This window comes from Butyrivibrio sp. VCB2006 (assembly GCF_000420945.1).
In the GTDB taxonomy this organism is placed as follows: domain Bacteria; phylum Bacillota; class Clostridia; order Lachnospirales; family Lachnospiraceae; genus Butyrivibrio.
Map to the genome: position 1 here is coordinate 86,496 of NZ_ATVX01000015.1, position 12,263 is coordinate 98,758.

Consider the following 12,263-nt stretch of genomic DNA (forward strand, 5'->3'; position numbering starts at 1 on the left):
TGCTACCTCTTTCTATTTCATTTATACTTGTCTTATGCTGATAAATGACAACATTTACTATGAAGACAACCACTATATAATCATCAACAACATCCCTAACAACATCTATTATTATTTTGATTATGATAAGAGGGATGCCTCGGTTAATATGGAATTCCAGCATTTGCATCCATATTATGAGATCTTGTTTTTGCTTGCGCCAAGTGCAACTCACCTTATTGAGGGTGTTCCCTACAATATTCACATGGGTGATTTCGTGCTGCTGGCGCCTTCTGTTATGCACAAATCCGTTTACTACAAAGGCGATCCATCAAGGCGCCTTATTATAGACTTCATGTACCCCTTGGATAAACCTGAAAGCGCCGATGCCTACAAGGAGATTTTGGCTCCTTTCCATGTAGACAATCCTATCTACCGCTTCGGTTTCCAGGATCAACAGAAACTAATTGATATTCTAAATAACCTATTTATCTTTTCTAAAGAGCATAAATACTACGGAAATCCTGCAGATGAATTTTATATTCACAGCAAATTTCAGGAGTTCCTATACACTCTTTATGAGCTAAAGGATAAAAACACCTATACCAACGATCAGAGCTACAATTCCATCGAGCAGAAGATGTACGAAGTTTCTTCATATATTCATACTCACTACGATGAAGATATTTCTCTGGATGTACTGTCTGAGCAGTTCTTTATCAGCTCAAGCTACCTTTCCAGAGAGTTTAAGCAGGTTACAGGCTTTAACCTGTCCAATTACATCCAGCTCACCAGGATCAAGAATGCTCAGTATCAGCTGGTATCCAGCAATAAAAAGATCTCTGCGATTGCCCAGGAATGCGGATTCTCCTCTTTCTCTCAGTTCAACAGGATCTTTAACAAGATCTCCGGCACTTCTCCGAGAGAGTACAGACATTCCGCTGTAATTAACAAGTAATCTGTAAAGCCCGGCTCCATCAGCGATTCAGTATCACCGGATTAGTAATTGCAAGGTTTGTACAGTCATCCTTAGCAATAAAATACAGATAATTACCATCAGGAATGGTTTCCTCTATGTCCATACTATAGTCATAGAAGCCATTCTTTTTGCTTCCGCGAAGCGGCAATTCTTTAACCAGACCGTTTTCTGTGCGGATTTCAAAGGTCTTAAGCTTTCTGTTCGCAAGAAGTCTAACCTCAATATTGAGCTTATCTACTTTCTTTTTTCCCTCGCTAAGTCTTACATTATGTCCAGGAATCTTGCCATTTACCTTGGTTAAAAGAATCGGTCCGTTGGTCAAAAAGCTTCTGCCCTTGCGAAGTCTTTCCATGATGTATTCAGGATTGTGGGTGTTTTCCCTTGGCTCTGCCACATCAAAATTGATATAAGTTCTAACACAGCCACTCGTGAGGTTGGTCTCTGCCCACTTTTCAAGAATAGGAAGAAGTTTGTCTCCAATTTCCAACATAACCTTTGTTTCATCGGCAAACTTCTCGGAAAGTTCTTTTTCATTGGCCTTAATGGCATCCAAAACATCCATGATCTCATCAAATAGAATGTGATAATCATCAGCACAGATATTATGGGTATCACTTCCTGTTGTTGCCGGAAGGAAAAGGCCTCTTTGAAGGCATCTGTTCCAAAGTTCAAAAGCCGCATCATTGGTAGATCCGGTCATCATTGGATTGGAGCCATTCCAAATTTCCATGGTTTCAAAGATATCAAGCATATCCTCAAAATCAGGATTCCAGGAGATTGATTTCTGCAGATCCCTTGGATGATTTATCTGAGCAAGGCCGCCATTTTCCTTGATCTCATCGGTAATTCTTACAAACTCATTCCTCATGTATTCATCTGTACGCTTATCTTCATCAGGAATGTCGAATATCACATCTATCGGTACTCCCATGGCCATAACATGTCCGCGGGTTGTAGATATCTCTTTGGAAATAATAGGAACAAAGTTGGATCTCTTATTGGCCTTCCATGCCGGATGGCTTAAAATGATATGGTGATCGGAAAGAGCTCCATAGGCAAGGCCCATAGCCATCATGGAATTAGCAACCTGCTCCGGTGTCTCAACCACATCGTCATCTCCCCCAAACACAGGGCTTGAATAAACGCAGTGGTGATGAAGTTCTCCTGATATCCAGCCCTCACCCTCAAGATTTACAAATCGGTTCAGTTCATATGATTTACGGGTCAATCCACCCTCTGCTATTTCCATATCATCTGTTATTATTTCGCATTCGCAGCCCTTCGAAACCTCAACAACATATCTTCCCACCGGAAGTTTTCTGAAAAGACATCCATCAAAACCCGTCATTTCGCGGATCATGGTGATCTTTCCATTTACTCTGTCAAAGTTTCCTGTATCTTCTCCCTCCAGGAGCTTAAAAAACTTAACCTGGGCCGGTGTTCCGGCGCCGCTAAAATGTGTTTCCACAAATACATTTCCAAGAGGCACGTCAGGGCCTATAATTCCGTTATTGTGGAATCTGTTTCTATCGTTTTTGCCTGCAAAGTCCACTTCATTAGTTCTCTTATGGGCAGGATCAATATAACTTTCATTCACCACTCTTACATATTTATAGAGTCTGTCTGCATCCATGGAGGCTACACTCTTATCGGATATGCCTTCATCCTTATAAATTCCCTGCAAAAGACCTATAGCTATACTCAAAAACTTGGTTTCTTTACTCATACTAGTTTTCTCCTTTTTATAATGAAACCAACTTAAATTATCATTTATGATTCTTTCCAAACAAAAAGAATGCATAGCATAGGAACATAACCCTATATCATACATTCTATTTTGTTATACATGCATTATCTACGCGGTTTTTATGTCAAATCAGTAAAAATATTGCATTTTTTGCAAAAGTGCCTTCTATTGCGTTTTTATATCACAGACACTATGAGTGACTTAATTTCAAAGGCTTTAAAATGCATTGACAGCTTTCTTTCGCCGCTGAGTTTATGAGTCTCTGCTTCGATATCTTCGTCATCTCTAATGACATTCTCAAGCAAATCACATTCCCTGATCTTAATCTGCTTGCCCTCGGGTAGTGAAAGGTCTTTTAATATAGAAACTTCTACATCTTTTTCCAGACCATGGCCTTCATAAAGTCTTATTATGATATCGTCGGAATCTTCTGCCATCTTGATTGCACTGACATATACCCCACTACTGCAAACATCAATAATGGAATTGAAGATATCCAATACTGTTTCCGGATTGTACATATGCTCCCGCAGGTTGAGTTTTTGCGCTTCTTCTATTACTCTACCCTCCCTATAATCGCCCTTATGGGGTAAAAGAGAATACGTAAATTCATGTAAGCCCTGATCAGCGTTAGGGTTAGGGAAGATTCCTGATTTAATCAGTGTTATACGCATGAGCTTTGGATCAGAATCGTAGCCGTACTTGGAATCATTCAAAACAGCACAGCCATAGCTTCCATCATCAGCGGAAATATCAATCCATCTGTGCATGCAGCACTCGAACTTGGCCTTATCCCAGCTGTTTTCCTTTTTCAGCTTTCTCTTTATATTGCCAAGCTGAATCTCAGCGGTAATCTCTTTGGCATCAATATCAACAGGGAATGCTGCCTTCAGAAGAACCTGGTGCTCATGCCAATCTGTGGTAGTTCTAAAATCTATGCGTCTTGAATCACAGCTGATAATAATGCTCTGCTTAATCTGGGAGTTCCTAAATCCCCTTACAATGTTAACGCAAACCTTCTTTAGCTTGCCATCGCCCTCGTATAATAATTTTCCTTTTTCATCGTATCCACATACGGATAATTCCTTAAGGTCCGTGATATCCCAGCTAACATCAGCAAAGTCCGCATCAATATTCCAGGCATCGTACTCCTGTGGCGTATCCTTAAATGCAATGAGCCTGTTAAGAGGCACCTGTGACATATCACGAAGTTCCCGCCCTGCTTCTTTATCATATAGGCTTACAATCTCACCGTTCTTATCAAAAGAGATTTTATAAACTTCCGTCTCAATCCGGATTCCATCAGCCGAACTATTAACCACACAGGAAGAAATGCCCACAATATGCTCCCATGATCCCGAATTAGCAATCGCCTTGGCTCCAGTATCTATAATATCTTTTACAATATCAATTGCTTTTTTATAATCCTCTTCGGAGACTTTATATACTTCCTCAATAGAAGATCCCGGCAAAATATCGTGGAACTGATTTAGCATGATTATCTTCCATGCATCAAGTAGTTCTTTTCTCGGGTAAGGAAGGCCATAGTTTATAAATGCATAGGTTCGGATAGCCTCCGCCTCCTGCATAAGAATCTCTAGTTTCCTGTTATAGCGCTTGTTCATGCCCATGGAAGTATAGGTTCCTCTGTGGAACTCAAGGTACAGCTCATCATCCCAAACAGGAACATCGCTATTTCCCGATATCTTCTCAAGAAGTTCATCCATAAATCCAGAAACTGACTTCTGCACAGTCTTAGGGCATCCCGGGATTCCACGTCTGAGCCGTCTATCCATTTCCAGCATTTCCCAGGTTGGACCGCCGCCACCATCTCCAAAGCCATAAACAGTCAGTGTCTCCTTTGTTATGTCTTTTTCCCTGAAAGCACGCCATGTCCCCATGATCTGGCTTGCATCCTGTCTACCATTGTAGGTGTAGTTCAGGATTCCGCCCTCCCTCATGACTTCGTCTGCCTTAGGGAGATCACAGGTTGTGATCAGATATGTGGGAATTCTGGTTCCGTCTATTCCCTGCCACATAAAAAGATCATGAGGGAGCCTGTTAGTATCGTTCCAGGCAAGCTTAGTAGTAACAAAGGCCCTGATTCCGCTCTTTTTAAGAATCTGCGGCATCGCTCCGCTGTATCCAAACACGTCCGGAAGCCAGAGAATATCGCTGTCTACTCCGAAGGTTTCCTTGAAATATCTTTTTCCATATAAAATCTGACGAACAAGACTCTCTCCGCTTGTAAGATTGCAGTCTGCCTCCAGCCACATGGCTCCTTCCGGCTCAAATCTGCCCTCTTTAACTCTTTCAAGTATTTCCTCAAATAGCTCCGGCTCATCCTCTCTTACAAATTCGTACATCTGTGGAGTACTTGCCATGAAAAGATATTCCGGATAGCGCTTCATAAGCTCCATAACTGTTGAATAGCTGCGGATTACCTTCTCTCTTGTCTGCCTTACAGGCCACTTCCAGGCAACATCAATGTGAGTATGGCCTGTGCTGGCTACAGTTAATCCTGTATCGTACTTGCCATACAGGTTCTCTGCAAGATAAGAAGATATCTCAGAAGCTTCATGAATATCACACGCCGCATCCAGCACATTAAGAATAATCTCCGCATTCTCTGCATCCACAGGCTTTGCGCTGCTCACTGCCTTCTTGTCGCTCAATAGATCAATGGCATTCTTTCTGGAATCCTGCCCCAGCATAGCCCTGCCCCCATCAAAAGGAACGCACATATCGAAATAAGCCACTTTAGCTGCCTCATCACAGGCCGCCAGCTCCATTTTAAGGTAGTTTCCGTTCTCCGAAAGATTAGAATAAGCGTAGATTGCAATGTCTACCGTCCTGTCAGTTTCTTTTTCCCAGTCTGAAGGGGTGTAAATGCTGACACAATTGTGGTTCATATCCATTCCGCTGCGCCTTACTCCGTTTATGTACACCAACATCTGCGGATTATCCGTATTCCAGATATCATCCGCACCCGTAGACATGAAAAAGAAAACCTCTTTGCCTCTAAATCTCTCAGGCACCTCTACCGTCACTCTGAAAAGCTCATGTCCGTCAGGCTCGCCCCAAAGGCCCCCAGCCTCGAATTTATCCCATTTTGAGCAGTCTGACAAAAGCTCATCTCTATGGCCATAGGGAACCTTCTTGCATCTGATGCCATCGGCTGTCGCTACTTCGGTAATATCAACTTTTTCACCAAACATCTGATTTTTCAGATCCTCTATTACTATGCCAATTCTCTCTAATCTTTTATCCATAAACAATCCCCAATCTATCGAGCTCAGCCTTAAGAAACTGAGGTATCATCCCATGTAATTCATCAAGCTCCACGTAAGCCTGCTCCGGGATCTCACACTTAGTAAATTCCATGGAAGGCTCAAAGCTGTAGTTATCCTTAATAAAACTCGCTATTCTTTGGTTATCCTCCTCGGAAATATGAATATCCTCCAGGTATCTGTCCGGCGCATCCAACCCATGAATACCTGCAAGCCTGTCACAGGCAGCAAATAGTTCCGAATATATATACATAAGTCCCTTGGAAGCAACCATCGCGTGCTTTCCCGGCTGCGAAAACATCACAACATGAGTCCCATCGCATATTTCCGCGCAGGTAAAATCTGCAGCACCGTCGGTTTCTCTTTTCCACGGTCTGTAGGCATTTAAAAGTCTTCCATGAAAACTTCCCTCAGCGCCAACAATAACGCCCTTATCATCCAGATAAACCCAGATGTGTTCAAGGTCATACAAATGCTGAATGTCGTAGTCCAGATAGTATACGTACTCCAGTACTTTTACTGCTCCTGGATAGTTTTCCAAATCAAATACCCTGTTAAAAGAGGTGCTTTTGCAGCCATTTTCTGTATACTCCGCAAAGCCAATCTTCTTTATACCGAAAGGCTCTTTTTTATCCATCATGATAATTGGGGCATATTTATATACTTCATTATCCATAGAAACTTCCTCTGAAAAAATTAATGGAAACATTAATAACTATTACTGTATAATATTGTCATGGAGGTGTTAATTTATGAGTGAAAATGAGTCAAATGTTAGTACAGGATTTAGAGCAAGAACCAGATTTCTCGTTATTATCCTTGTGTGCCTTAATATATTGGCCCTGATCATATCCTGCGTAGGAATCTATACATCAATCAAGGCACCTCTCAGACTTGTAGTTTATATCTGTCAGGCCTTTGCTTGTATATCAATAATAATCTACGCGATCATGCATTTTCACAAGCATGAAGCGGTTCACTTCAAACGAGTCGTATACTCCTACGCCATGCTTGAAGTTATGAGGGTTGCACTTCTTGGAACCAACGGAATCCAGCCTTGGGCCTCAATTACAGCTAAGGCACTTCTTGCAATCCTGGCCTGCAACAGCGTTTTCTTAGCACAGCACCTTGATGAAAGAAGATCAGTTTACATCGCAATGGCTTTGGTAAGCTTGGAAACCCTTCTCTATTTGGTTTTCTTCTTTGGATTCCCTGGTATGAGAAGCACCGTCCTTTTATCAATACTGCCGCTGATAGGAATACTTATTTCCTTCTCAATTTTCCTGTTCAACATCTTCCGTCTTGGTACAGAATTCGACTAATTACTACATAAAAAACAGCACGGGTGCTACTGTTATAAGATAGCACCCGTTTTTATTTATTAAAAATTACAAAAGCTTAATCTTAAAGCAAAGAGGCATATCGGATTTAAAAGAATCCTTGGCCTTAATGGTCATTCCCTCTTCGTTTCTGGTAAATTCAAGATCTTCTCCAGTTGATAATAATGATACCTTATCAACCAAAAGCTCTCTGATTGGCTCTGTCTTAAGAGCCTTGATCTTGACATCCTGTCCGTTTGGACGCATCCAGTAAGCATATACATAGCCGGCCTTATAGGTAAATCTGAAATCTGATGCAGTATAAGCAACCTCTGCACCATCATTAAAGGATCCGCTGGCAATTACTGTATCGCCCTCTTTGTACTGGCTCCAATAAGTTGAGCCATAAATTCCCTCTCCGTTAACAGATAACCACTGTCCAATCTCTGAAAGTGCCTTTTCATCCTGTGGAGTGAAGGTTCCGTCTGACTTAGGTCCAAGATTTAGAAGGAAATTACCGTTCTTACTAACTGCATCCACAAGATCGCAAACCAGCTTATATCCGCTCTTATACTCATTATCCTGAATATAGCACCAGGATCTGTTACCTATTGCTGTATCTGTCTGCCAGTATCTTGGGGAAATCTCTGAAAGTGCTCCTCTTTCTACATCAAAAGTAGCAACATCCGGTGGGAATGCGTGATGCTTGTAACAAATAGTTACTTCCCTTCCCCACTCTTTGGCGCGATTATAGTAATATGCGCAGATTTTCTTAAGATATGGCTTAAATGCCTTGTTCTGGATCCACCAGTCAAAATAAAGCATTCCAGGCTGATATCTGTCGATTATCTCAGCGGTACGTACTGTCCAATCCTCAAGCCAATCCTGATCAGGTCCCTTTGAATCAGGATTCTCCGTACTATTTGTAAACTGCTCATTCTGCCACTCCGGGCAAAGAACTGCCGGGCCGTAGAAATCACGGTAATTATCATCATTAACATCACTGTCAAACTCGCGACCAAGATTCATGAAGAAGTAATGCTCTGCTCTATGAGATGATCCGCAGAAAGTAAGTCCCTGCTTGCCACACTCTTCTCTAAGTTCACCTACAATATTCTTCTTAGGTCCCATGTTTGCCGCATTCCACTTATTAAACTCAGTATCATACATTGCAAAGCCGTCATGATGCTCCATTACAGGAACAACATATTTAGCTCCGGCCTTCTTGAATGTTTCAATCCATCTGTGGGCATCAAAGTTTTCAGCCTTGAACATAGGAATAAAATCCTTGTAACCAAACTTACTCTGAGGTCCATAGGTTTCTACATGGTGTTTATACTCTCTTTCATCCCTGTTGTACATATTTCTTGAGTACCACTCATTTCCAAACGCAGGAACACTGTACACTCCATAATGGATGAAAATTCCAAACTTCGCCTCTTTAAACCACTTTGGAGTCTCGTGGGAAGATAATGATCCCCAATCCTCCTTGTAAAATCCGTTTTCGTTAACCTTCTCTATTTCCTTTAAGTATTCTTCTCTCGTCATGTGCTCAAACCTCCGTCTCTATCTAATTATACAGACCACTGCCAATGTTTCATTTCATATCTCGCACAAATATGCCAATTACCTCGCATTTTTTGTCATATGCGTCTGTCTATTGCATATTTTATAAAGACAAGAGAGATAGAATATCTATAAAGGCTCTGTAGTACTTAAAATGAGACTGATTCCATTGATTTTGCTTGCCTACGCTACCAAAAGTTAGTATGCATTCCTTATGATCCTTATCATAAAATCTTATGATTATGAAAGAATACACATCTCTTTTAGCCAGAAATTCTTTTATATGATGGGCATATGGCGGCAACATCTCAAGCCTGTTGATAACCACAAAATCTCCCAGTGTAAAATACCGTTCTTTGACATCACTGTTAAAAACATTTACTACAAAATCTACGGCAACCTTATCCTTTATTACATTGCTTCCTGCAGCAAATCTAAACTCAAATGGTGAGCCCACGTATAGATTTACAGTCTGAAGCGAAAAAGCCTCAGCAAACTCACTAATATAATCTTCTACCGTAGTGTCTTTTTCATGGAGTGCCTGATCTAGTAGCTTTACAATAACATCTCCGTAAGAGTTCTCCCTTTCATTTATCATCTTGGAAGTCTTATGCTTACGTCTAATATCTTCTGGGTCACCATGCTTATTTTTCGTATAAATGATGTACCTGTTCCTGCCCTTTTCCTTAGCAAGATACAGACAATGGTCTGCCAACATAAACAGATCATCAAAGCTATCCGCATCATTCGGGAAAACTGCAGCTCCGATAGATACTGAAAGCGGATTGCCTTTATCCGGTCCCTTATCCGGAAATGTGGCACTTACCTTGTTCTTTATTCCCTTCAGGATAGGCCTTATCTGCCCCTCAGATTGAATATTATAGAGTACAAGGAAGAATTCATCGCCGCCAAATCTACCGGCCACTCCGTTTTTGCCCACTTCACCCGAAATAATATCAGCGACCTTTTTAATGACATCATCACCAAACTGATGGCCAAAGCTGTCGTTTATGTTCTTAAAAAAGTCTACATCGATGATAACCAGAGCTGTTCCCGAGAGTCTCTTATCATCTATTCTTTCCCTTCCCATCTTAATGATATCTGTCTTATCGATAAGACCGGTAAGTGAATCATGCTTGATAAAATTCGACTTTATCGATTCTCCGCCTCTTTGAAGCTGTATATGACCAACTACGCCTTCACTTTCCCTGTCGTAGAAAACAAAGGTCTCTTCAAGTACCGTGCTTGTTACACCATCATCATCATTTAAAATATTTCCTTCAAGTATCGTCGTACTTCTTCCAACACCCGACTTTACCTGTGCAATAAAGCTTCTGACTGACTGTTTCTGCTCATCATCAGTCCTTGCCAAAAGAAGCTCTTCAAATTCAGAAAGAGAATAGTTTCCGGCCTCAAAATCAGCAATTTCCGTGTTATATACGTTTACAATATCCGTCTTAGGGGTATATTCAAAAAAGACATCTTCATACAGACTAAGTTGAGCATTAGATGCGCTTATCGTCTTCATCAGCGAAGAATGCGCATTCAAAAGATCTCGAGCATTTACTACTGTGATTCTTATCAATTTATCATTATAATTTTGCGCACTAATATAAGTGTAGTACATTGTATCCGGGCTTATTATCTTGCTTGGATACCACTTACCATCACAATTTTTGATATTATTTTCGTAGATATCTATATCTTCGATAGCAATCAGCTCATTCATTGGCTTGGAAGCATTAATACCCAACGCATCATAAACAGAAGCATCTGCTGATACTATCCTCTGATCTTCTTTAGACAGGATTATTTCATAAAAGCTTACATCTTTCATAAGTTTTTCCTCTCTTTTTATAGCATCCCATTTAATGCTATCATATTCTTTCGCTTCTATGTATGAAAGTTTTCTTTTCCTTCCTATAAAAAGAAATAAATTCTGCAGAGAGCCCACAACTGTGCTATCATGTCACTAGTAGTTATTGTCGTTGGAGGTATCAAATGTTTTTCCTGATAAAAAACTCACTTGAAGAATGTAGCGCAGAGCAGTGTCACGATGCGGCAGAGCCTTATGTAGCCGTACTTACACCATCACAATGGGCTGCACAGAATGAGAACTTTGATATGGGAATAGACTTCGATCTAAGCAGTGAAGAAATTTATACTACAAAGGCTGAAGTTAACTATGATTCCCTGACAGGCACATTTTATATTCCAACTCAGTCATCTCATGACTCTGAGCCCCCAAAATTTTCATTTGTTCTGGATGAAACCGGAATTGTTTTTATCGATGAAGGCGATGCCGCTCTTAGGCTTGTAAAGCGGATTCAGCACTACAAAAAGTGGAAAAAGCCCTGTTTGGAGCGCTTTTTATATGATTTCCTTGAATTAATTATTCATAATGATCTGCGCCTTATGCAAGGCTACGAATTAGAACTTGATAGCTTGGAAAAAGAGATAATGACAAATGCAGAAACCGCTCACATGGGACGCAACAACGAAATCCGTGGTGACATCAGAGATCTTCGTATCCATTACGAGCAGCTTCTTGATCTTGGCCAGGAGCTTGAGGAGAATGAAAACGGCTTCTTTAAAGAGGAGAACCTTAGATATTTCCATATGTTCTCAAGCCGCGTAGACAGACTCTACAACTCTGCTACACACCTTAGAGATTACACCATTCAGCTTAATGACCTATATCAATCACAGCTTGATGTTAAGCAAAACAGAATTATGACAGTCCTTACAGTGGTAACAACAATCTTCATGCCTTTGACACTGATAGTTGGCTGGTATGGAATGAACTTCAAATATATGCCGGAACTTGAATCCCGCATAGGCTATCCTATCGTAATAATACTTAGTATTTTCATAGTTGTAGGAAGCCTCATCTTCTTTAAAATCAAGAAAATTCTATAATACAAGAAAAAAGCTCGCATGTTAAACGCGAGCTTTCTTAATATAAAAGCGACCCGAAGGGGGTTCGAACCCCTGACCTCCGCCGTGACAGGGCGGCGCTCTAACCAGCTGAGCCACCGGGCCAACATATATCATTATACATAAAAACCATGCACTGTCAAATGCATGGGTTCTATTTTCTTTGTGCCTTCAAAACCGAACACTGATTATCTAAATCCTAACCTCTTCTTTTGTTCCTAACCTTTTTGGATAAGCCCTCGACCTATTAGTACACATCAGCTGAACACGTTACCGTGCTTACACCTTGTGCCTATCTAACCTCATACTCTCTAAGGGGTCTTACTGGACAAGCCAGGGATATCTCATCTTGAGGGGGGCTTCACGCTTAGATGCCTTCAGCGTTTATCCCTTCCGGACGTGGCTACCCAGCCTTATGCATCTGGCGATGCAGCTGATACACCAGC

The 12,263-nt window shown here is 41.1% G+C and carries 8 protein-coding genes, 1 tRNA gene and 1 rRNA gene; 3 read left to right on the forward strand and 7 right to left on the reverse strand.

Going from position 1 to position 12,263, the window contains the following annotated elements; translation table 11 throughout:
* Positions 1–34 precede the first annotated feature (34 nt).
* A complete protein-coding gene (locus G613_RS0113770; RefSeq protein ID WP_029233173.1) occupies positions 35–937 on the forward strand; it encodes a helix-turn-helix domain-containing protein in 903 nt (300 codons plus the stop codon).
* 19 nt (positions 938–956) lie between these two features.
* On the opposite strand, the gene G613_RS0113775 is transcribed toward G613_RS0113770, so the two are convergent.
* The 3 genes from G613_RS0113775 to G613_RS18790 form a co-directional block, all read right to left on the reverse strand.
* On the reverse strand, positions 957–2,684 hold the full coding sequence (locus G613_RS0113775) for a CehA/McbA family metallohydrolase (RefSeq protein ID WP_029233174.1): 1,728 nt from the start codon (positions 2,682–2,684) through the stop codon (positions 957–959).
* Positions 2,685–2,881: 197 nt separating this feature from the next.
* Entirely contained in the window at positions 2,882–5,977 is a 3,096-nt protein-coding gene (locus tag G613_RS0113780) for an alpha-mannosidase (RefSeq protein WP_029233175.1), read from the reverse strand.
* Positions 5,970–6,671, reverse strand: coding sequence for a hypothetical protein (locus G613_RS18790; protein WP_029233176.1), 702 nt, complete (start codon positions 6,669–6,671; stop codon positions 5,970–5,972). The genes G613_RS0113780 and G613_RS18790 overlap by 8 nt, the downstream gene beginning before the upstream one ends.
* 76 nt (positions 6,672–6,747) lie before the next feature.
* Between G613_RS18790 and G613_RS0113790 the strand changes: the two genes are divergently transcribed.
* Positions 6,748–7,317 carry a hypothetical protein gene (locus G613_RS0113790; RefSeq protein WP_029233177.1) on the forward strand — a complete coding sequence of 190 codons (570 nt, stop codon included), beginning with the start codon at positions 6,748–6,750 and terminating at the stop codon, positions 7,315–7,317.
* A gap of 66 nt (positions 7,318–7,383) precedes the next feature.
* Here the strand turns inward: G613_RS0113790 and G613_RS0113795 are convergent, their stop codons facing one another.
* Both G613_RS0113795 and G613_RS0113800 read right to left on the reverse strand, forming a co-directional pair.
* Positions 7,384–8,862 (reverse strand): alpha-L-fucosidase, encoded by a 1,479-nt coding sequence (locus G613_RS0113795; RefSeq protein ID WP_029233178.1) that lies wholly within the window; start codon positions 8,860–8,862, stop codon positions 7,384–7,386.
* Between the two features lie 121 nt (positions 8,863–8,983).
* The gene (locus tag G613_RS0113800) at positions 8,984–10,717 is read right to left on the reverse strand and encodes a GGDEF domain-containing protein (RefSeq protein ID WP_155828094.1); all 1,734 of its coding nucleotides are present in this window, start codon (positions 10,715–10,717) and stop codon (positions 8,984–8,986) included.
* Between the two features lie 164 nt (positions 10,718–10,881).
* Between G613_RS0113800 and G613_RS0113805 the strand changes: the two genes are divergently transcribed.
* Positions 10,882–11,799, forward strand: coding sequence for a magnesium transporter CorA family protein (locus G613_RS0113805; RefSeq protein WP_029233180.1), 918 nt, complete (start codon positions 10,882–10,884; stop codon positions 11,797–11,799).
* Between the two features lie 49 nt (positions 11,800–11,848).
* Here the strand turns inward: G613_RS0113805 and G613_RS0113810 are convergent.
* Positions 11,849–11,922: transfer RNA gene (locus G613_RS0113810), tRNA-Asp, on the reverse strand.
* A gap of 122 nt (positions 11,923–12,044) precedes the next feature.
* A 23S ribosomal RNA gene (locus G613_RS0113815) occupies positions 12,045–12,263 on the reverse strand; the annotation flags it as partial.

Excerpts from the sequence above, each read along its gene's own strand:
- G613_RS0113770 (WP_029233173.1), top strand. The coding sequence starts at position 35 with ATGCTGATAAATGACAACATTTACTATGAAGACAACCACTATATAATC.
- G613_RS0113805 (WP_029233180.1), top strand. The coding sequence starts at position 10,882 with ATGTTTTTCCTGATAAAAAACTCACTTGAAGAATGTAGCGCAGAGCAG.
- G613_RS0113775 (WP_029233174.1), bottom strand. The coding sequence starts at position 2,684 with ATGAGTAAAGAAACCAAGTTTTTGAGTATAGCTATAGGTCTTTTGCAG.
- G613_RS0113790 (WP_029233177.1), top strand. The coding sequence starts at position 6,748 with ATGAGTGAAAATGAGTCAAATGTTAGTACAGGATTTAGAGCAAGAACC.
- G613_RS0113800 (WP_155828094.1), bottom strand. The coding sequence starts at position 10,717 with ATGAAAGATGTAAGCTTTTATGAAATAATCCTGTCTAAAGAAGATCAG.
- G613_RS0113795 (WP_029233178.1), bottom strand. The coding sequence starts at position 8,862 with ATGACGAGAGAAGAATACTTAAAGGAAATAGAGAAGGTTAACGAAAAC.
- G613_RS0113780 (WP_029233175.1), bottom strand. The coding sequence starts at position 5,977 with ATGGATAAAAGATTAGAGAGAATTGGCATAGTAATAGAGGATCTGAAA.
- G613_RS18790 (WP_029233176.1), bottom strand. The coding sequence starts at position 6,671 with ATGGATAATGAAGTATATAAATATGCCCCAATTATCATGATGGATAAA.